This window comes from Streptomyces sp. NBC_00178 (assembly GCF_036206005.1).
In the GTDB taxonomy this organism is placed as follows: Bacteria; Actinomycetota; Actinomycetes; order Streptomycetales; family Streptomycetaceae; genus Streptomyces.
Genome location: NZ_CP108143.1, coordinates 3,249,818 through 3,269,826, shown reverse-complemented (window position 1 = coordinate 3,269,826; position 20,009 = coordinate 3,249,818). Strand labels below are relative to the sequence as shown.

Sequence of the window (20,009 nt, the reverse complement as noted above, 5' to 3'; positions counted from 1 at the left end):
GGTCCCGTCCGTCCCGCAGTCCCCGCACGCCCCGGCCCGCCGGACGCGCCCGAATCCACGACAGGTCAGGCCCCCTTGAGCTTCTTCCCGCCGTCCTTCCCGGCCATCCGGCCGAAGGGCTTCCGGCCCGACTGGCTGTCCCCCGGGGTCCTGCGCACCGAGGTCCTCGCCGGGCTCGTCGTGGGCCTCGCACTGATCCCCGAGGCCATCTCCTTCTCGGTCATCGCGGGTGTCGATCCGGCGGTCGGCCTGTTCTCCGCGTTCACGATGGCCGTCGTCATCTCCGTCGTCGGCGGCAGGCCGGCGATGATCTCCGCCGCGACGGGCGCCGTCGCGCTCGTCATCGCCCCGCTCAACCGGGAACACGGCTTCGGCTACCTGGTGGCGGGCGTCCTCCTCGGCGGGGTCCTCCAGATCGTCCTCGGTGCGCTCGGCGTCGCGAAACTCATGCGGTTCGTGCCGCGCAGCGTGATGGTCGGCTTCGTCAACGCCCTGGCGATCCTGGTCTTCCTGGGCCAGGTCCCCGAACTGAGCGACGTCCCCTGGCCCGTGTACCCGCTGGTCGCGGGCGGACTGGCCCTCATGGTGTTCTTCCCCAGGATCACCAGGGCGGTGCCCGCCCCCCTCGTCTCCATCGTCATCCTGACGGCGATCACCGTCGCCGCGGGCATCGCCGTACCGACGGTCGGGGACAAGGGCGAGCTGCCCTCGACCCTGCCGGTCCCCGGTCTCCCGGACGTGCCCTTCACCCTGGACACGCTGACCACCGTCGCCCCCTACGCACTGGCCATGGCGCTGGTCGGGCTGATGGAATCGCTGATGACGGCCAAGCTCGTCGACGAGATCACGGACACCCGGTCCAGCAAGACCCGCGAGTCCATCGGCCAGGGCGTCGCCAACATCGTGACCGGCTTCTTCGGCGGCATGGGCGGGTGCGCCATGATCGGGCAGACCATGATCAACGTGAAGGTGTCCGGCGCCCGCACCCGGCTGTCGACCTTCCTCGCGGGCGTCTTCCTGATGGTGCTCTGCATCGCGTGCGGACCCCTCGTCTCCCGCATCCCGATGGCCGCCCTCGTCGCGGTCATGGTCATGGTCTGCTTCGCGACCTTCGACTGGCACTCCATCGCACCCCGGACCCTCAAGCGGATGCCCGCCGGTGAGATCGCGGTCATGGTGATCACGGTGGTCTGCGTCGTCGTCACCGAGAACCTCGCCGTCGGGGTCGTCGTCGGTTCGGTCACCGCGATGGTCATCTTCGCCCGGCGGGTCGCCCACCTCGCCGACGTCACCGCCGTCATGGACCCGGACGGCGGCCAGGTCGTCTACTCCGTCACCGGCGCGCTCTTCTTCGCCTCGTCCAACGACCTGGCCGGCCGGTTCGCGTACGCCACCGACCCCGACGAGGTCGTCATCGACCTGTCCGGCGCGCACATATGGGACGCCTCGGCCGTCGCGAGCCTGGACGCCGTCACGACGAAGTACGAGCAGCGCGGCAAGCGGGTGGAGCTCGTCGGCCTCGACGAGCGGAGCGCCCGGCTGCACGGGGCCCTGAGCGGCGAACTGGCCGGCGCCGGGTGAGCACGGCGCGGGACGTGCCCGCCGGCACGCCTCAGACGGTCTGCTGATGCTTCGGCGGCTGCTCGGGGGCCGCCAGCAGGGGTTCGGTGGCCGCCTCGCAGAACGCGGCCAGCCCGGTGGCGAGCGCCTCGCGCGCGGCGGGGGTCATGCGCTTCAGCGCCTGGTGCAGGCCCTGTTCGCGACGGCGCCGTACGTCACGCAGGTGTGCGGTGCCCGCGTCGGTGAGGTCCAGCAGCATCTCGCGGCGGTCGTCGGGGCGCGGGGTCCTGCGTACGAACCCCGCCGCCTGCAGCCGGTCGCACAGGCGGCTGACGGAGGGGGCGGCCGCGTCCAGGTGCCTGCCCAGCGTCCGGAGGTTGATGCCCGGCTCGCGCTCGATGATGTACATCACACGGATCTGCGCCGCGGAGACCGGTGAGGTCGTGAGGGTGTGGCGGCCGCGTTCCCAGGCCACCTCCAGGAGTTCGAGGACCTGCCTGACCTCGGGCACCTCGTCCGGGGCATACCGGTCGAGCTTCTGGGCTGGCTCCTCGCGCATGTGACACTCCCGTGTGGGGCATATGCCCGTTCCGGCTGGTCGATGTGAACAGTCGCGTGATGAAAATATGTCAACGAAAGCAGGTCCGGTACAGATGGACAGACCCAGCGGCGTCGAGCGTGTACTGCGCGAGGCCGCCCCGCACCAGATCTTCGACGCGCTCCGGGCCTCGATCCTGAGCCGTCACGGGGCCTCGCAGGTGGAACTGCTCGTCGCCGACTACGCGATGACACAGCTCCAGCCGGTCGGTGTCCTGCCCCACACCCGCAGGCCTGTGCCGGTCCACGGCAGTGACCCCGGCCGGGCCTTCGGCGCGCAGGAGCCGCACTCTGTGCGCGACCCCGGTGCGTCCACTGTAACCGTGCATGTACCGGTCAGTGTCCGCGGCGACCGGCAGGGCGTGCTGAGCGTCACACTGCCCGACGGCGGAACGGGCCCCGACGCGGCCGTGGTGGCGGACCTGCGGGCATGCGCCGACGCGCTGGCGCACGAGATCGTCGTCGCGGAACGGGACACCGACCTGTTCCTCCAGGCCCGGCGCGCCGAGCGGCTGACCCTCGCCGCCGAGATGCAGTGGCAGTTGCTGCCGGGCCGGTCGTGCGCCCGCCCCGAGTACAGCATCGGCGCGCAGCTGGAGCCCGCCTACGCCATCCACGGCGACAACTTCGACTGGTCCACGTCGGCCGACGAGCTCACCCTGACCGTGAACAACGGGATGGGTGAGGGGATCGACGCCGCGCTGCTCACCAATCTGGCGGTCAACGCCCTGCGCAACGCGCGCCGCGCGGGCCTCAGTCTGGCGGACCAGGCGTACCTGGCCGACCAGGCCCTCTACGGCCAGCACCACGGAAGCAGGTTCCTGGCCACGCTGCTGCTCCGCTTCCAGCTCCGTACCGGCGACGTGGAGATCATCGACGCGGGGTCGCCGCGCATCTGGCGCATGCGCGAGGGGACGGTCGAGCAGATCGAGCTGGACGCGCAGATGCCGCTCGGGATGTTCGAGGACACGGTCTACACACCGCAGCACTTCACCGTGGAGCCCGGTGACCGGCTGTTCTTCATCAGCGACGGCGTCTACGACGCCTTGTCGCCCGCGGGCGAGAAGTACAGCCTGCACGCGCTCGTCAGGGCGATGACCGAGACCCGGCTGCTGCTGGCGACCCAGGTGCCGAGGGCCTTGCTGGAGCGGGTGCTGGGCCACCGCGGCTCCGGGCCGACCGTGGACGACGCACTGGTGCTGTGCCTCGACTGGCACGGCCGTCCGGCCGCAGACTGAGGGGACTCGGGCTCCGGCCGCGTGCCCGTGCCGGACCGGGTGCCGGATTCGTGCGCACGCGGTGAAGGTTCCGGGCCTGGCCTGTGGACAACACGCCGGTCAGGCCCCCGGGAGGGGGACGGGAGCCGAGGGCGGGTTGCCATCGGACGCCCGTCTGGGCAATGGTTGCCGAAGGGAAAGTAATGTCCGTCCAGTTGGAAGGTGGTGCGGCTCGCTCCCGGCGAGCCCCCCCTCATGGCTCCTCCGAAGGAAACCGCCACGATCACTCATGAGCAGCCCACGAGCGGTGTGTGGGTCACCGCTCCCTACCCCGTGCTCGTCGCCGACCGGTGCGGAACCGTCGTCGAGGCGAACGCGGCCGCCGTGTCACTGATCGACGGCCTGGCGGCGGGGACGGGCCTGGCGGATACGGCACCCTCCTGGCTGGCGCGGGCGCACGCCGACTTCGCCGCGGCCGGGGCGGTTCCGGGACGGACGGACGGGGAGGGCATCGCCGCCCCCGCATCGGTCCGGGGCCACATCGGGGACCAGAGCTTCGAGGCCCACCCCTCGTGGGGTGCTCACGGGCACGTCGTGTGGTGGCTGGTCGACGACACCGACCAGCGACTTGCGGAGGCGGCGCTCACCACGGAGCGCGAGCGGGCCACCTTCCTCGCCGAGGCGTCCAACGTGCTGATGGCCTCACTGAACAGTGAGCGGTGCATGCTGGCCACCGCGCGCCTCGCCGCCCGGTACCTCGCCGACGCGGCGATCGTCGTCACACCCGCGTCCGGGCGCACCATGCCCATCGCGCACGCCGTCGCGGGCCAGGAGGCCACCCGGGTCCTGGTCGCGGACGACCCGTCGCTCGTACCCGGTCTGAGCGAGGCGCTCCAGGGCTTCCCGCCCGTCCCGTCGCGCTGGATCGACCCGGCCGCCCTGCCCGCGTGGATGCTGCCCGAAGGCTTTACGGGAACGATCGGGGCGGTCGCGGTCACCCCCCTTCCCGGCCACGGGGTGCCCGCGGGCGCCCTGATCCTGCTGCGCAGCAGCGGGCGGGCGGAGTTCAGCGAGAGCGAGGAACTCTTCGCCAGGCAGTTCGCCGCCCGCGCCGGTGCCGCGCTCTCCGCCGCCCGCCTCTACGCCGAGCAGAGCGACATCACCCGGACCCTGATGCGGGACCTCCTGCCGCCCCGCCTCCACCGGGTGAACGGCGTCGAGTTCGCCGGCGGCTACCAGCCGGCCGGCGCGCGCGAGCGGGTGGGCGGCGACTTCTACGACGTACACCCCGGCAGCACGGACGCCGACCCGTCCCTGGTGGTCCTGGGCGACGTCTGCGGCAAGGGGCTGGACGCCGCCGTGCTCACCGGCAAGATCCGCAACACGCTGCAGGCCCTGACACCGATGGCCGACGACCACGTGAAGATGCTGCGGCTCCTCAACGGAGCGCTGCTGAACTCGCACCACACGCGCTTCGCCACCCTGGTGCTCGCCTCCGTCGTACGGACGGAGAACCAGGTGCGGCTGCGGCTCACCTCGGCCGGCCACCCCGCCCCGCTCGTCGTGCGCAACGACGGCACGGTCGAGGAGGTCACCACGCACGGCACCCTCGTCGGAGCCCTGCCGCACATCGAGGCCGGCAGCGTGGAGGTCCAGCTGCAGCCGGGCGAGACCTGCCTGCTCTACACCGACGGGGTCACCGAGGCGCGAGGCGGCCCGATGGGCGACGAACTCTTCGGTGAGGAGCGCCTCGCACGGGCCCTGTCGGGTTGCGCGGGCATGCCGGGCGAAGCGGTGGTGGAGCGCATCCAGATGCTCGCGTCGCAGTGGCTGCGCGACGGCAGGCACGACGACATGGCCCTCGTGGCGATCACCGCGCCGCGGACCACGCACCTGAGTGCGGTGAACGGGCACACGCGGGGCAGGTACACCGCATGAACACGCCTGTCACCACCGGCACGGACGACTTCCGGGGACTGCGGGACCAGCTGTGGACCGCCGTCACCGGTCGCGACGAGTACGCCGCCGCGGGCATCGTCCTCGCCGCCCTGGACGACGGCCTGGACGCCGAATCCGCTCTGCTCGACGTGATCGCGCCCGTCCAGGAGAAGGTCGGCACCGAGTGGGCGGCGAACCGCCTCACCGTCGCGGCGGAGCACGCCGCGAGCGCGATAGCCGACCGGGTCATCGCGGCGCTCGCCCACCATCCGGCCACCCGTACGGTCCCGCACCTCGGCAGGATCACGGTGGCCTGCGTCGACAGGGAATGGCACGTGCTCCCGGCCAGGCTGCTCGCGGAGGTCCTCTCGCTGCGAGGCTGGCGGGTCGACTTCCTCGGTGCCCAGGTCCCCACCCCGCACCTGATCTCCCATCTGCACACCAGCGGCGCGGAGATCGTCGCGCTCTCGTCGTCCCTGCCCACCCGGCTGCCCACCGCGCACGCGGCGATCACCGCCTGCCAGGCGATCGGGGTTCCCGTCCTCGCCGGCGGAGCGGCCTTCGGGCCGGACGGGCGCTACGCGCGCCTGCTGGGCGCCAACGCCTGGGCCCCGGACGCGCGCACCGCCGCCCGGCGGCTCGCCGACGGCATCCCGGCCCCCGACCTGGCCGTCGGCCGCACGCAGGTGGACGACCTGCCGCACCTCGCCGACCAGGAGTACACCTACGTCGCCCGCAACCAGGGGCAGCTCGTACGCGAGGTCATGCTCCAGCTGGAGAACGCCTTCCCGGCGATGAGGTCCTACACGGACCGGCAGCGGGAACACACGGCGGAGGACATCGCCCACATCGTCGACCGCCTCGCCGTCGGTCTCTACACGGACGACGACGAGCTGCTCACGACCTTCCTGACCTGGACCGCGGGCATCCTCACCGCCCGCGGCGTCCCGGCCATGTCCCTGCGCCCCGCCCTGGACATCCTCGCGGCCGAACTCCAGGACTTCCCCCGTTGCGTACGGCTGCTCGACCACGCCCGTCTCCTGCTGGACGCCACCCTGGCTGCCGGTCACACCTCCGGAGTTCCCGCATGACCGCCCTGCCCCATCCGCTCCTCATGGTGACCGTCGAGACCGGACCCCGTACGGTGCGGCTGCGCATCGGCGGTGACCTGGACTACGACACCAGTGGCGAACTCGCCGCGCGGGCCCAGGAGTGCCTGGACACCCATGGTCCGGACGCGCTCCACCTGGACTGCGCGGAGCTGCGGCTGTGCGACTCGATGGGCGTGTCCACGCTGCTCCAGATCCACCGGATCACCAGCGCGCGTGGCGTGCGTCTCCGCCTGGAGGACCCGCCCGCGTTCCTCGAACGGATCCTGACCGTGACCGGCATCCGGGGCATCTTCGAGACCTCGGAGACGGACGCGCAGCCCGAACAGGCACACGCGGACGACGGGCTCCGTCCCGCTCCGCCCCGCACGCCCCCGGGGTGAACGGCCCCGGCCGGGGAGGGTCAGCGCGGAGCGGCGAGGGCCTCGTCGAGGCTGTCGTAGCGCTCCAGCAGATGGTCGACGCCCGCGGTGCCGAGCAGGCGCCGCAGGGCGGTTCCCGGGGCGGCGATGCGCAGCCGCGTCTGCTGGTGCACCTGGATCAGCAGGCTCAGGAACGAGGAGTCGGCGAAGGTGACGGCGGTGGCGTCCAGGACGACCACGTCGTGACTGGCCGCGGCCTCCCACATGGCGAGGAACAGCGGGTCGACGGTGTCGCTGTCGAGGTCTCCGCGCACCTGGACGACCCAGCAGCCGTCGCTCGCGAACTCGGCGGTCACGGGAGTCTGCGGCGGCACGGGTCCGGGACCGGGCGGGGGCGTACGGGACATGCCGCCGAGTGTGCCAGGAGTGCGAGGCCGTCTCGACGGGGCAGGGGCGGCGGGCGGCCGGAGGGCGTGGAACCGGCGCGGCGCCGGTCCGCCGTCCGTCAGGGGAGGGCGATCAGGGCGACGATGCTCTTGCCGCCGGGGTGGAAGGTGATGGACACCCGTTCCGCCAGCCGGCAGACCAGCGGCCAGCCGTAGCCGCCCACGTGGGCCGACCGCGGCGGGTGGGGGGACGTGACCGGCACGTCGGGGCTGGCGTCCGCCACGGCCAGCAGCAGGCCCTCGTCGGTCAGTTCGGCGGAGAAACCGGTGAGCCCGCCGCCGTGCCGGAAGGCGTTCGTCACCAGCTCCGAGGTCACCAGGAGCGCGTCGGCCATGACGACCTCCGCCAGGCGCCCGGCCGGTCCGAGGGCCCGGGACGCCAGGAGGTCCGTGACGGTGTCGCGGGCCGACGCCGCGTTCGAGGGCACGGGAGCCGTCCCGTGCCCGGCGGCCTCCGGCGCCCCAGCGCTGGCGACGGCGTCTGCCGGGCCGTTCCCCGGGTCCATGCCGTCCACTGGCTTTTCCTGTTCCCCGTTCATGCACTCTCCGCCTGCCCTGCGGGCCCCATGTCACACCGGTCGCCCGCGAAACGGCCGCGGAGGGCGCGGCCCGTCACCATGCGAACGCCGAGTCCACCGAGTCCGCGACCTGGAAGGCGCCCAGCGTGCCCGTGACCTCCAGCAGCCGGCGCACGGCTGCGGGCATCGGCCCCGCCAGGACCAGCGGTATGCCCGCCTCGCCGTGCTGCCGGCGGCCGTCCAGGAGGGTGTGCAGCCCCGCGGAGTCGGCGAACTCCACCCCGGAGAGGTCCACCACGGTGCGGTTCGTGCCGCCGTCGGCGGCGCGCGTCAGCGCGTCGGCCAGTTCCGTGGAACCCGCCCACCCGTCCAGACTGCCGCGGACCCGGATGAGTACGGCCCCGTCGGGTGCGGTCTCCACGACCACCCGCTTCTCGTCTCCCGTCATGGGCCTCATCCTCCTACATCGTCCGGAGTGCCCCCTCCCCTCCCGCCGGGAGCGGGCGCCGGCGGGTGTCCCGGCGGGGAGCGCCGCCGGAGCGGTGCATAGAATCCGCTGCCATGTCGAAGCCTGACGAGCTGCTCGTTGACATCGCCGCACTGGTGGAGTCCGGGCGCAGCAATCAGATGTCCCTCACCGTGGTCACCAACGGTGCCGTCATCACCGGCCGGCTGGCCCCCGAGGCGGTGTGGAGCCGCCGTGTCTCCGAGGTCCTGACGGACTCGGCCCACCTGGGCGAGTTCTCCGCGATCTTCGCCGAGCGCACGGGGAGGGACGGGCCGCCGACCCATCTGCACTTCCACGTCGCCCGCATCCTCCAGGGCGCGGTCGGCATCCCGGAGACCGGCGGCATGTACCGGGTCGCGATCGAGGACGTGGACGCCTGGACGGTGGGCGACTTCAGCTACCACTGACCCGACGCGCCCCGGGACCCTGCACCGGCCGCCGACGGGGCCGGCCCTCCGGGGAGGCGCGGGTCAGGGCCACACCAGGCAGTAGGCCTGGTGGCCCGCGTCGTGCAGGCGGTGGGAGAAGTCCTGCCACTCGTGGAGCAGTTGGTAGACGTTGAACGCGTCGCGCGGCCCGCCGCGGTCCGGGACGGTGGACCAGATGAAGGCGGCCGCGCCGACGGACTCCTCGCCGACGTCCCGCAGCGGGTCGACCACCGTCATGGGCAGCTTGACCACCGCGTAGTCGGGGTGGAGCACCACGAGTTCCAGCGGCGGGACCTTGTGCAGGGGTATGCCCTGTATGCCGGTGAGGACCATGGCCGCGACCGTCTCGGGCTTGATCTTGCTGAACATGCCGCCCATGCCCAGCTCGTCACCGCCCAGTTCCTCGGGGCGCATCGAGATGGGCACGCGTGCCGCCGTGGCCCCGTCCGGGGCACCGAAGTACTTGTAGGTCACCCCCACCCGTCCACTGCTCCTGATCCCCGGACCGTCGACGCCTCCGGCCGGTGCGTCCCGCAGGCGCTCGGCCTCGCGTTCGGCCTTGCGCCGGTGCCGCCCTCGCCGGGCAGGCTCGGGCCCCAGGTCGTCGGTCCCTTCGCCCACTCCGCCACCGCGATGCATATCTCATCCACCCGACTACTTCTTAGGAGACACAGCCCCGCCGCGCAACCCGATCATCGTCAGTGACCTCCCCCACGGGCGGGCCGTGAAACACCTGTCCGCAAGACCGTGCACGCCTCTGACACCATGGCACGTGTGAGCTTTCCCTATGACGCCCCAGTTTCGCAGACGCGAGGAGACTGACGCCCTTTCGTTGTACGAGCCTCATACGGGGAGGGCGTGCTCCCTGCTCACCGGCGGCCGGGAAAATCCGGCCGGGCCCCGAATCCCCCGAATCGCAGATCAGGACCAAAGTGGCGTATTCATACGAAGCCCCAGTTTCGCAGACGCTTTTCGACCGTGCGTCCCTCGTGACCCCCGGCGGCGTGAACTCTCCCGTGCGCGCCTTCCGGGCCGTGGGCGGTACGCCCCGGTTCATGGTGTCCGGCACGGGTCCGTACCTCACCGATGCCGACGGCCGTGAGTACGTCGACCTCGTGTGTTCGTGGGGGCCGATGATCCTCGGCCACGCGCACCCGGAGGTCGTCGCGGCCGTCCAGGACGCGGTGGCCCGGGGTACCTCGTTCGGTACGCCCGGTGAGGGCGAGGTCGCGCTCGCCGAGGAGATCGTGGCCCGCATCGAGCCGGTCGAGCAGGTGCGGCTGGTGTCGTCCGGCACCGAGGCGACGATGTCGGCGATCCGGCTGGCCCGCGGGTTCACGGGGCGCGCCAAGGTCGTGAAGTTCGCCGGGTGCTACCACGGGCACGTCGACGCGCTGCTGGCCGCTGCCGGCTCGGGGGTCGCCACACTCGGTCTGCCCGACACGCCCGGCGTGACCGGGGCGCAGGCCGGCGACACGATCGTGCTGCCGTACAACGACCTGGAGGCCGTGCGCGCCGCGTTCGCCGCGCGCCCGGGTGAGATCGCGTGCGTGATCACCGAGGCGTCGCCGGGCAACATGGGTGTCGTGCCGCCCCTGGACGGCTTCAACGCCGGGCTCAAGGAGATCTGCGCGGCCGAGGGCGCGCTGTACATCTCCGACGAGGTGATGACGGGCTTCCGCACCTCGAAGGCCGGCTGGTACGGCATCGACGGCGTGCGGCCCGACCTGATGACGTTCGGCAAGGTCATGGGCGGTGGCTTCCCGGCCGCGGCCTTCGGCGGCCGCGCCGACGTGATGGCGCACCTGGCACCCGCCGGTCCCGTCTACCAGGCGGGCACGCTCTCCGGGAACCCGGTCGCCACGGCGGCGGGTCTCGCCCAGCTCCGGCTGCTCGACGACGCCGCGTACGCGAAGGTCGACGCGGTCTCCGCCCAGCTGCGCTCCCTGGTCGGCGAGGCGTTCACCAAGGAGGGCGTCGCGCACACGGTGTCCGCGGCGAGCAACATGTTCTCGGTGTTCTTCACCGACGAGCCGGTCCGCGACTACGAGGGGGCGAAGAAGCAGGAGGCCTTCCGCTTCACCGCCTTCTTCCACTCGATGCTGGAGCAGGGCGTCTACCTGCCGCCCTCGGCCTTCGAGTCCTGGTTCGTCTCGACCGCCCACGACGAGCGCGCCCTGGAGCGGGTCGCCGCCGCCCTGCCGGCCGCCGCCCGCGCCGCATCGGAGGCCACGGCATGAGCGAGTACCCGGACAAGGACATCACCGTCGTCCACCTGATGCGCCACGGTGAGGTGCACAACCCGGACGGCGTGCTCTACGGCCGCCGCGCCGGCTACAGCCTGTCCGACCTGGGCCGCCGGATGGCCGACCGGGTCGCAGAGCACCTGGAGAAGCGCGACATCACGTACGTCGTGGCCTCCCCGCTGGAGCGCGCCCAGGAGACGGCCACGCCGGTCGCCGCGTCGCACGGCGTGGACCTCGCCACGGACGGGCGCCTCATCGAGGCGGCCAACGTCTTCGAGGGCAAGACCTTCGGGGTCGGTGACGGCGCGCTGCGCAAGCCCGCCAACTGGAAGCACCTCACCAACCCCTTCAAGCCCTCCTGGGGCGAGCCGTACGTCGAGCAGGTCGTACGGATGATGGGCGCCCTCGACGCCGCGCGTGACGCCGCGCGCGGGCACGAGGCGGTCTGCGTCAGCCACCAGCTGCCGATCTGGATCGTGCGGAGCTTCGTGGAGGGCCGCAGGCTGTGGCACGACCCGCGCAAGCGCGAGTGCACGCTGGCCTCGCTGACGAGCTTCACCTATCAGGGCGACAAGATCGTGTCGGTCGGTTACACCGAGCCGGCGCGGGACCTGGTCCCGGCGCATCTGCTCGCGGGTGCGAAGCCGGTCAAGGGGAAGTCCAAGGCGTTCGGGGCGTAGCGCTCCGCCGGCCGCGCACCGGAAGCGGTGCGCGGCCCCGATCGGGCGATCGTGTGCAGCATCTGTAAGGGTCTGTTCACGTAATAACTTTTGTGATTATCAGCGGAACCGTCGTGTTGGTTTCCTCATCTAAGCCATCGCCAGTTTGTATGGCCTTGAGGTAATACGACCGCAGATGGGGACGCTATGCGTGAAATCAACCGAAGGGGCCTGCTCGGGGCAGGACTCGGAGCCGCAGCCGCACTCTCGATGGCCGGTTGCGGTTCCCTCGGGTCGTCGGACACCGGCCGGCCGGAACCCGCGAAGAGCGGCAAAGGCGGCAAGGGGGCCCACGGCAACGCCGGAGGAGCTCCCGAGAAGAACATCAGGCTCATCGGCGACGGATCCACGGCGGACACCGGAAAGCAGCCGAAGCAGCCCGCCGCCCCGGTGCGCCTCGAACCGGGACAGACGCCCCCGCAGTTCGTGATCTTCTCCTGGGACGGCGCCGGTGAGGTCGGCAACGGGCTCTTCCCGCGTTTTCTCGAACTCGCCGAGGAACACGACGCGGCGATGACCTTCTTCCTCTCCGGGCTCTATCTGCTGCCCGAGTCGAAGAAAAGCCTCTACCGGCCCCCGAACAACCCCAGGGGCGCCTCCGACATCGGCTATCTCACCGACGACCACGTCAAGCAGACACTGACGTACGTCCGCCAGGCGTGGCTCGAAGGACACGAGATCGGCACCCACTTCAACGGGCATTTCTGCGGGGGCTCCGGATCCGTCGGCAACTGGACCGCCGGGCAATGGCGTAGTGAGATCGACCAGGCCGTCTCCTTCGTCACCGAATGGCGTACGAACACCGGCTGGACGGACCTCGATCCGCTGCCTTTCGACTACCGCAAGGAACTCGTCGGCGGTCGCACCCCGTGCCTCCTCGGCCAGGACAACCTGCTCCCCACCGCGAAACAGCTGGGCTGGCGCTACGACGCGAGTTCACCCGGCGGAACCCAGATGTGGCCGGAGAAGCGCCAGGGCGTCTGGGACCTCCCGCTGCAGGGGATTCCCTTCCCCGGTCACACCTTCGAAGTCCTGTCCATGGACTACAACATCCTCGCCAACCAGTCGGTGAATTCGACCAACGGCATGCCCTCGCGTTATCCGGGATGGCGCAAGCAGGCCGCCGAGGCCTACATCGCCGGGTTCGACCGCGCCTACGAGACGAATCGCGCGCCCTTCTACATCGGCAATCACTTCGAGGAGTGGAACGGCGGCATCTATATGGACGCCGTCGAAGAAGCGCTCAAGCACATCGCGGGCAAGCCGGATGTGCGCCTCGTCTCCTTCCGGCAGTTCGTCGACTGGCTCGACGTGCAGGACCCGGCGGTGCTCGACAAGCTGCGTACGCTCCAGGTCGGCAAGGCGCCCGACGGCGGCTGGAACGCCTTCTTTAAACAAGCCTGACAAGGGGCTTTACGGGCACCGAGGGGGGCGCGCAAGATCCCCGGAACTGCCATGCGAAACTTTTCACATGAGCTCTGGCCGCGCATCCCGACGCCGCTTCACCCTGCTCGCCGCCCTCGCTGCGGCAGGCGCGCTGACCCTGTCCGCGTGCAGTGATGACGGCACCAGGGCGGGCGGCGGCGGCAACACGAACTTCGTGACCGGCAGTGGCGGGATCTCGACCGTCGCCGAGGCGGACCGCACCGACGCGCCGAAGCTCGACGGCACGACCCTGGGGGGCAAGCCCCTCGATATCGCCGACTACAAGGGCAAGGTCGTCGTCCTCAACTTCTGGGGCTCCTGGTGCGGCCCCTGCCGCGCCGAGGCCAAGCACTTCGAGAAGGTGTCGGAGGAGACCGCGGCCCAGGGCGTGCAGTTCGTGGGCGTCAACACCCGCGACCCGCAGAAGTCCCTCGCGGTGAGCTTCGAGGAGGACTTCGGGGTCACCTACCCGAGCCTCTACGACCCGGCCGGGAAGCTCCTCCTGCGCTTCCCGAAGGGCACCCTGAACCCGCAGGCCATCCCGTCGACCGTGGTCGTCGACCGGGAAGGCAGGATCGCCGCCCGTTCGCTCGCCGCGCTCGACGCCGCGAAGCTGCGCGAGATGATCGACCCGCTGGTCGCAGAGAAGTGATCCCGGCGATCGGGCTGGCCGCGGCAACCGGCGGGAACGAGACCGTCCTCAGCGGCGCCCTGATAGTGGCGCTGCCGCTCGCGCTGCTCGGCGGACTCGTCTCCTTCTTCTCGCCGTGCGTCCTTCCCCTGGTCCCCGGCTACCTCAGCTACGTCACCGGGGTCAGCGGCGCCGACCTGGCGGAGAGCCGGCGCGGCCGGACCGTCGCCGGGGCCTCGCTCTTCGTCCTCGGCTTCACCGCCGTGTTCGTCTCCGGCGGCGCGCTCTTCGGCTTCTTCGGCCAGACGCTCCAGGGCTACAGCGGGACGCTCACCAAGGTCCTCGGCGGCCTGATGATCCTCATGGGGATCTTCTTCATGGGCCTCATGCCGTGGATGACGCAGCGCGAGTTCCGCATCCACAAGCGGCCGGTGACCGGGCTGGCGGGCGCACCGCTGCTCGGCGCCCTCTTCGGGATCGGCTGGACGCCCTGTCTGGGCCCGACACTCGCCTCCGTCAACTCGCTCGCGTTCACGCAGGCGACGGCCGGCCGGGGGGCGGTCCTGTCCGTGGCGTACTGCCTCGGGCTCGGCGTCCCCTTCGTCCTGGCGGCGGTCGCCTTCCGCCGGGCGCTCGGCGCGTTCGGCTGGGTCAAGCGCCACTACGCATGGGTCATGCGCATCGGCGGCGGCATGATGATCGTGACCGGGGTACTCCTGCTGACGGGTGCGTGGGACGTGCTCATCCAGGAGATGCAGGTCTGGTCCAACGGCTTCACTGTGGGGATCTGAGTCCATGAGCAACACGCACACCACGGACGAGCGCGACCTCGGCGACGCGGGGGCACAGCTGTCCACCGCCCCGCGCGAGGAATCCGCCGCCTCCGTACCCGCGATGGGCGTCATCGGCTGGGCCCGGTGGTTCTGGCGGCAGCTCACCTCCATGCGGGTCGCGCTGATCCTGCTGTTCCTGCTGTCGCTCGGCGCCGTACCAGGGTCGCTGATCCCGCAGAACAGCGTGGACGAACTGAAGGTGCAGACCTTCAAGGAGGCCCACTCCACGGTCAGCCCGCTCTACGAGAAGCTGCAGTTCTTCGACGTCTACAGCTCCGTGTGGTTCTCCGCGATCTACATCCTGCTGTTCGTCTCGCTGATCGGCTGCATCGTCCCGCGCACCGGCCAGTTCGTCGGCCAGCTGCGCGGACGGCCGCCGGGCGCCCCCAGGACGCTGACCCGGCTGCCCGCGTACACCACCTGGCGCACCGAGGCCGCCCCGGAGCAGGTCCGCGAGGCGGCCCTCGGGATCCTGCGCAAGCGGCGCTTCCGCTCGCACACCGTCGGGGAGGCGGTCGCGGCGGAGAAGGGCTACCTGCGCGAGACGGGCAACCTGCTCTTCCACATCGCGCTGATCGTCATGCTGGTCGCGTTCGCCGGAGGACAGCTTTTCAAGTCCGAGGGCGGCAAGCTGGTGGTCGAGGGCGACGGCTTCGCCAACACGATCACCCAGTACGACGACTTCAAGTCGGGGTCGCTCTTCGACAACGACGACCTCACCCCCTTCAGCTTCGACCTGGACGAGTTCGTCGGCACGTACGAGCGCAGCGGCCCGCAGCGCGGCACGCCCCGGACGTACGAGGCGCGCGTGACCTACTCCGAGGGCGCCGACGGTGCCCCGAAGAAGAAGGTCATCGAGGTCAACAAGCCGCTCGTCGTCGACGGCACGAAGGTCTACCTCAACGCGCACGGCTACGCCCCGGTCATCTCCGTCAAGGACGGCAGGGGCAAGGAGGTGTACCGCAACGCGGTGCCCCTGCTGCCCATCGACAACAACGTCACCTCGACCGGCGCGATCAAGGTGATGGACGGCTACAAGGACAAGAGCGGCAAGAAGACCCAGCTGGGGTTCCAGGCGTTCTTCGTCCCGACGTTCGCCGGTGACGGCAAGGGCACGATGTTCTCGCAGTACCCCGGCGCCGACTACCCGGTCCTCGCGCTCAACGGCTACTACGGGAGCCTCGGCGTCGACTCCGGGCTGCCCCAGAACGTCTACCAGCTCGACACGTCCCAGATGAAGGAATTCAAGGACAGCAACGGGGACAAGCTCAAGAAGCGCCTGCGCCCCGGCGAGACCATGGCGCTCCCCGGCGGCGCGGGCTCGATCACCTTCGAGAGCGTCGAGGAGTGGGCGAGCTTCCAGATCTCGCGCCAGCCCGCCAGCGGCTGGGCCCTGACCGGTGCCGTCGCGGCCATCCTGGGCCTCGCCGGTTCGCTGTTCATCCAGCGGCGCCGCGTGTGGGTGCGGGCCGTGCGCGGGGCGGACGGCGTCACCGTCGTCGAGATGGCCGGGCTCGGCCGCAGCGAGTCCGCGAAGCTGCCCGAGGAACTGGCCGGCCTGGCGGCCGCGCTGCACGACAGGGCGCCGAGCGCGCCCGACCCCGATCCCGAACCCGAGCCCGGACGACCTTCCGGACAACCTGCCGAAGAACCTGCCGAAGGGGCTGAGAAGTGAGTCTCGCCGCCGCAACCAACGAGAATCTGGCACACACCAGCAATGTGCTGATCTATTCGTCGATGGCCGTCTACACCCTGGCCTTCTTCGCGCACATCGCGGAGTGGGTGTTCGGCAGCCGCAGCAAGGTGGGCCGTACCGCCGCCGCGCTGAGCGGTCAGGGGGGCGCCGGGTCCGCCGCGAAGGCCCGGATCGGTCAGCAGGCCGGCGGTACGGCGGTGCTGGAGCGCCCGAAGGTCGTGACCCGCTCGGCCGCCGGGTCCCGTGACGTGCCGGACGGCCCCGGCGCCGCGGGCGGCACCTTCAAGGGGGACCTGTGGGGGCGGATCGCGGTCTCCCTGACCGTCGTCGCCTTCGCCGTGCAGGCCGGCGGGGTCGTGGCGCGCGCCATGTCGGTACGGCGCGCCCCCTGGGGCAACATGTACGAGTTCTCCATCACCTTCTCCACGGTGGCGGTCGGCGCGTACCTCATCCTGCTGGCGCTGCGGAAGAACGTCCGCTGGATCGGCCTGCTGCTGGTGACGACGGTCCTGCTGGACCTCGGCATCGCGACCACCACGCTCTACACCGACAGCGACCAGCTCGTGCCGGCGCTGCACTCCTACTGGCTGTGGATCCACGTCTCCACCGCCATCATCTGCGGCGCCGTGTTCTACCTCGGGGCCGTCGGCACGCTGCTCTACCTGTTCCGCGACAGCTACGAGAACAAGATCGCGAACGGCGGTACGCCCGGACGGTTCGCCTCCTCCGTCCTGGAGCGGCTCCCCGCGGCGAAGTCCCTGGACACCTTCTCGTACCGCATCAACGCGGCCGTCTTCCCGCTGTGGACCTTCACGATCATCGCGGGCGCGATCTGGGCGGGCGACGCGTGGGGCCGGTACTGGGGCTGGGACCCCAAGGAGGTCTGGTCCTTCATCACCTGGGTCGCGTACGCCTGTTACCTGCACGCCCGCGCGACGGCCGGCTGGAAGGGGCGCAAGGCGGCCTACCTGGCGCTCATCGCGTTCGGCTGCTGGCTGTTCAACTACTACGGCGTGAACATCTTCGTGACCGGCAAGCACTCCTACGCGGGAGTCTGACGGCACCCCCCAGCACACACGACGAGGGCGCGACCGCTTCACGGCGGTCGCGCCCTCGTGGCGTACGGGGTCTCAGCCGAGCGGGGTGTCCAGGACCGCCTTGCGGTGGCTGAACGTCTCCAGGGAGTACCGGCCGTGGTAGTTGCCCATGCCGCTCTCGCCGACCCCGCCGAACGGCAGGTCCGACACGGTCAGATGGGCCAGCGGCAGGCCCATGCCCACCCCGCCGGACGAGGTCTCGGTCAGCAGCCGCGCCCGCACCGAGGGGTCCTGGGTGAACGCGTACAGCGCCAGTGGCTTGTCACGGTCGTTGATGAAGGCGATGGCCTCGTCGAGCCCGCCCACGGTGACGATCGGGAGGACCGGGCCGAAGATCTCCTCCCGCATCACGGGGGAGTCCGGGGCGACGTCGGCGAGCACGGTCGGCGCGATGTACTTCGCGTCCCGGTCGTGGGCCCCGCCCGTCACCGTGCGGCCGGAGTCCAGGAGGCCGACCAGGCGGTCGAAGTGCCGCTCGTTCACGATCCGGCCGTACTCGGGGCTGACCGAGGCGTCGGCGCCGAACAGCCCCTCGACCGCCGCCGCCAGGGCGTCCGCCAGGGCGCCGGCCGTCTCCGGGTCGGCCAGGACGTAGTCGGGGGCGACGCACGTCTGGCCGGCGTTGAGGAACTTCCCGGAGGCCAGCCGCGCGGCCACCGTCTTCAGGTCGGTGTCGCGGTCGACGAACGCCGGTGACTTGCCGCCCAGTTCGAGCGTCACGGGGGTGAGGTGCTTCGCGGCGGCGGCCATCACGATCCGGCCGACGGTGCCGTTGCCGGTGTAGAAGATGTGGTCGAAGCGCTCCGCGAGCAGTGCGGTGGTCTCCGGTACGCCGCCCTCGACGACGGCGACGGTGTCGGCGTCCAGGTACTCCGGCAGCAGCCGTGCCAGGGCGGCGGAGGTGGCGGGCGCCAGCTCGCTGGGCTTGGCGAGCACCGCGTTGCCCGCGGCGAGCGCACCGGCGACGGGCGCGAGCAGCAGCTGCACCGGGTAGTTCCACGGCGCGATGACGAGGACGACCCCCAGCGGGTCCTGCACCGTGTGGGCGGTGGCCCCCGCCAGGACCGCCGGCACGGGGGCGGGCCGGGGCTCCAGCCAGCCCTCCAGGCGCTCCAGGGTGTGGTCGATCTCCCGGACGGTGAAGTCGATCTCGGTCCGGTAGGCCTCCTTGCGGCTCTTGCCGAGGTCGGCCCTCAGCGCGTCGGCCAGTTCGTCCCCGCGCTCGGTCAGCAGCGCGCGCAGCCGCTTCAGCCGGGCGGTGCGCCGGGCGAGGTCCCTGGTGCCACCGGTGCGGAAGGCCGTGCGGAGCCGGGCGACCACGTCGGCGGGAGTCTCCACGGCGGTCCCGGCGCTCACAGCGCCGCCACGATCTCGCGGGCCAGCTGCTCGGACGAGGCCGGGTTCTGGCCGGTGTGCAGGTTGCGGTCGTGGACGGTGTGCACCGCCCACGGGTCGGCCGCGGCGTAGTCGGCGCCGAGCTCGACGAGCCGGTTCTCCAGCAGCCAGGGCGCCTTCGCGGCGAAGCCCGCCTGGGTCTCCTCGGCGTTGCTGAAGCCGGTCATGCGGTAGCCGGCGAACGGCCAGTCGCCGTTCTCCCGCCGGGCGGGCAGCAGCGCGGCGGGGGCGTGGCACAGCACGGCCACCTGGCTGCCCGCGTCCAGCGCCGCGGTGAGCAGCCGCCCGGACACCTCGCTGACGGCCAGGTCCTCCATGGGGCCGTGGCCGCCGGGGTAGAACACGATGTCGTACGACGTGGGGACGACGTCCTCGAGCCGGGCCGGGATGCGCAGCGTCTCGTCGATCGAGGCGAGGTAGGAGGCAATGGCGTCGGCCTGCTCCTGGCCGCCGTTGGCCTCGGCGGCGAGGCTGGCCGTGTCCACGGTGGGGGCGACTCCGCCTGGGGTGGCCACGGTGATGTCGAAGCCGGCCTGGGTGAAGACGCGGTGCGGGGCGGCGAGTTCCTCGGCCCAGAACCCGGTGGGGTGGGCGCTGCCGTCGTTGAGTGTCCAGTGGTCGGCACCGGTGAGGACGAAGAGTACGGAGGGCATGGGGGGTGCTCCCTACGAGACGCGAGACGCAGACGTACGACGATGAAGAGCTTGATATGATCAAGCAATAGGGATCATGTAACGGCTAAAAGTTGAGCATGTCAAATGAATGCGGGGCGTGGCGCACCGGACCGGCCGGTGCCCGGACCGCGTACCCGATCGAAGGATGACCGACCATGACGACGGAACCGGCACCCCGCGCCGTCCCTGATCCGGACGAGCTGCTGGAGCCCCTCGCGGTCGTCGTCCGGGGCCACCACGACGATCTCACCGTGGTCGCCGGACGGCATGGCCTCAGCTCCTCGCAGGCACGGGCGCTGATCGCCCTCAATGACCCCATGCCCATGAGTGCGCTGGCCAATCACCTGGTGTGCGACGCGTCCAACGCCACCGGCCTGATCGGCCGGATGGAGGCCCGCGGTCTCGTGACGCGCACCCCGGCGCCCGGCGACCGCCGCTCCAAGGTGGCCGCCCGCACCGCGGAGGGCACCGAGCTGGCGCACCGGATCCGCGCCGAGATGCGGGTGGTGCGCGGCGCCCTGGAGGCGCTCACGCCAGAGGAGCGCACGGCTCTGCTGCCCCTGCTGAACCGGCTGGGGCGGCTGCTGTCGTCATGACGCCGTGAGCCCCT

Annotated in this window: 21 protein-coding genes; 14 read left to right on the top strand and 7 right to left on the bottom strand. The window is 71.2% G+C overall.

The genetic code is table 11. The features are described 5' to 3' along the window. Positions 1 to 75 precede the first annotated feature (75 nt). Positions 76 to 1,581: a SulP family inorganic anion transporter gene (locus tag OHT61_RS14055; protein WP_329038377.1), complete on the top strand. Its 1,506-nt coding sequence runs from the start codon at positions 76 to 78 to the stop codon at positions 1,579 to 1,581. Positions 1,582 to 1,612: 31 nt separating this feature from the next. Here the strand turns inward: OHT61_RS14055 and OHT61_RS14050 are convergent, their stop codons facing one another. Then, positions 1,613 to 2,119 carry a MarR family winged helix-turn-helix transcriptional regulator gene (locus tag OHT61_RS14050; RefSeq protein ID WP_329038376.1) on the bottom strand — a complete coding sequence of 169 codons (507 nt, stop codon included), beginning with the start codon at positions 2,117 to 2,119 and terminating at the stop codon, positions 1,613 to 1,615. A gap of 94 nt (positions 2,120 to 2,213) precedes the next feature. Between OHT61_RS14050 and OHT61_RS14045 the strand changes: the two genes are divergently transcribed. From OHT61_RS14045 to OHT61_RS14030, 4 genes are all read left to right on the top strand, one after another. Further along, the gene (locus OHT61_RS14045) at positions 2,214 to 3,395 is read left to right on the top strand and encodes a PP2C family protein-serine/threonine phosphatase (RefSeq protein WP_329038374.1); all 1,182 of its coding nucleotides are present in this window, start codon (positions 2,214 to 2,216) and stop codon (positions 3,393 to 3,395) included. 234 nt (positions 3,396 to 3,629) lie between these two features. Further along, positions 3,630 to 5,312: a PP2C family protein-serine/threonine phosphatase gene (locus OHT61_RS14040; protein WP_329038372.1), complete on the top strand. Its 1,683-nt coding sequence runs from the start codon at positions 3,630 to 3,632 to the stop codon at positions 5,310 to 5,312. Further along, positions 5,309 to 6,403, top strand: a complete 1,095-nt coding sequence (locus OHT61_RS14035) for a cobalamin B12-binding domain-containing protein (RefSeq protein ID WP_329038370.1) — start codon at positions 5,309 to 5,311, stop codon at positions 6,401 to 6,403. The genes OHT61_RS14040 and OHT61_RS14035 overlap by 4 nt, the downstream gene beginning before the upstream one ends. Further along, complete coding sequence (locus OHT61_RS14030; RefSeq protein ID WP_329038368.1) at positions 6,400 to 6,804, top strand: STAS domain-containing protein; 405 nt, start codon at positions 6,400 to 6,402, stop codon at positions 6,802 to 6,804. Before OHT61_RS14035 ends, OHT61_RS14030 begins: the two co-directional genes overlap by 4 nt. 20 nt (positions 6,805 to 6,824) lie before the next feature. On the opposite strand, the gene OHT61_RS14025 is transcribed toward OHT61_RS14030, so the two are convergent. From OHT61_RS14025 to OHT61_RS14015, 3 genes are all read right to left on the bottom strand, one after another. Further along, positions 6,825 to 7,190 carry an STAS domain-containing protein gene (locus OHT61_RS14025; RefSeq protein WP_329038366.1) on the bottom strand — a complete coding sequence of 122 codons (366 nt, stop codon included), beginning with the start codon at positions 7,188 to 7,190 and terminating at the stop codon, positions 6,825 to 6,827. Positions 7,191 to 7,288: 98 nt separating this feature from the next. Beyond that, positions 7,289 to 7,657 (bottom strand): ATP-binding protein, encoded by a 369-nt coding sequence (locus OHT61_RS14020; protein ID WP_329038364.1) that lies wholly within the window; start codon positions 7,655 to 7,657, stop codon positions 7,289 to 7,291. 184 nt (positions 7,658 to 7,841) lie between these two features. Beyond that, positions 7,842 to 8,195 carry an STAS domain-containing protein gene (locus OHT61_RS14015; protein ID WP_329038363.1) on the bottom strand — a complete coding sequence of 118 codons (354 nt, stop codon included), beginning with the start codon at positions 8,193 to 8,195 and terminating at the stop codon, positions 7,842 to 7,844. 113 nt (positions 8,196 to 8,308) lie between these two features. Here OHT61_RS14015 and OHT61_RS14010 point away from each other — a divergent pair, with 113 nt between their 5' ends. Beyond that, positions 8,309 to 8,662: a hypothetical protein gene (locus tag OHT61_RS14010; RefSeq protein WP_329038361.1), complete on the top strand. Its 354-nt coding sequence runs from the start codon at positions 8,309 to 8,311 to the stop codon at positions 8,660 to 8,662. A 63-nt stretch (positions 8,663 to 8,725) separates the two neighbouring features. Here OHT61_RS14010 and OHT61_RS14005 read toward each other — a convergent pair whose 3' ends face one another. Beyond that, on the bottom strand, positions 8,726 to 9,322 hold the full coding sequence (locus OHT61_RS14005; protein ID WP_329038360.1) for a hypothetical protein: 597 nt from the start codon (positions 9,320 to 9,322) through the stop codon (positions 8,726 to 8,728). A gap of 293 nt (positions 9,323 to 9,615) precedes the next feature. Here OHT61_RS14005 and hemL point away from each other — a divergent pair, with 293 nt between their 5' ends. From hemL to ccsB, 7 genes are all read left to right on the top strand, one after another. Beyond that, positions 9,616 to 10,923 carry a glutamate-1-semialdehyde 2,1-aminomutase gene (gene hemL, locus OHT61_RS14000; RefSeq protein WP_329038358.1) on the top strand — a complete coding sequence of 436 codons (1,308 nt, stop codon included), beginning with the start codon at positions 9,616 to 9,618 and terminating at the stop codon, positions 10,921 to 10,923. Then, positions 10,920 to 11,609 (top strand): histidine phosphatase family protein, encoded by a 690-nt coding sequence (locus tag OHT61_RS13995; protein ID WP_329038356.1) that lies wholly within the window; start codon positions 10,920 to 10,922, stop codon positions 11,607 to 11,609. Before hemL ends, OHT61_RS13995 begins: the two co-directional genes overlap by 4 nt. 186 nt (positions 11,610 to 11,795) lie before the next feature. After that, complete coding sequence (locus tag OHT61_RS13990) at positions 11,796 to 13,052, top strand: hypothetical protein (RefSeq protein ID WP_329038353.1); 1,257 nt, start codon at positions 11,796 to 11,798, stop codon at positions 13,050 to 13,052. A gap of 67 nt (positions 13,053 to 13,119) precedes the next feature. Beyond that, entirely contained in the window at positions 13,120 to 13,725 is a 606-nt protein-coding gene (locus OHT61_RS13985; RefSeq protein ID WP_329038352.1) for a TlpA family protein disulfide reductase, read from the top strand. Positions 13,726 to 13,733: 8 nt separating this feature from the next. Then, positions 13,734 to 14,495: a cytochrome c biogenesis CcdA family protein gene (locus tag OHT61_RS13980; protein ID WP_329043248.1), complete on the top strand. Its 762-nt coding sequence runs from the start codon at positions 13,734 to 13,736 to the stop codon at positions 14,493 to 14,495. 4 nt (positions 14,496 to 14,499) lie between these two features. Then, positions 14,500 to 16,212, top strand: a complete 1,713-nt coding sequence (resB, locus tag OHT61_RS13975) for a cytochrome c biogenesis protein ResB (RefSeq protein WP_329038350.1) — start codon at positions 14,500 to 14,502, stop codon at positions 16,210 to 16,212. Next, the gene (gene ccsB / locus OHT61_RS13970; protein ID WP_329038348.1) at positions 16,209 to 17,291 is read left to right on the top strand and encodes a c-type cytochrome biogenesis protein CcsB; all 1,083 of its coding nucleotides are present in this window, start codon (positions 16,209 to 16,211) and stop codon (positions 17,289 to 17,291) included. The genes resB and ccsB overlap by 4 nt, the downstream gene beginning before the upstream one ends. Before the next feature lie 72 nt (positions 17,292 to 17,363). Here ccsB and OHT61_RS13965 read toward each other — a convergent pair whose 3' ends face one another. Together OHT61_RS13965 and OHT61_RS13960 are read right to left on the bottom strand one after the other, a co-directional pair. After that, complete coding sequence (locus OHT61_RS13965) at positions 17,364 to 18,686, bottom strand: aldehyde dehydrogenase family protein (RefSeq protein WP_329038346.1); 1,323 nt, start codon at positions 18,684 to 18,686, stop codon at positions 17,364 to 17,366. Beyond that, on the bottom strand, positions 18,683 to 19,378 hold the full coding sequence (locus OHT61_RS13960; RefSeq protein WP_329038344.1) for a type 1 glutamine amidotransferase domain-containing protein: 696 nt from the start codon (positions 19,376 to 19,378) through the stop codon (positions 18,683 to 18,685). Before OHT61_RS13960 ends, OHT61_RS13965 begins: the two co-directional genes overlap by 4 nt. 176 nt (positions 19,379 to 19,554) lie before the next feature. Between OHT61_RS13960 and OHT61_RS13955 the strand changes: the two genes are divergently transcribed. Further along, entirely contained in the window at positions 19,555 to 19,995 is a 441-nt protein-coding gene (locus tag OHT61_RS13955) for a MarR family winged helix-turn-helix transcriptional regulator (protein ID WP_329038342.1), read from the top strand. Positions 19,996 to 20,009 lie beyond the last annotated feature (14 nt).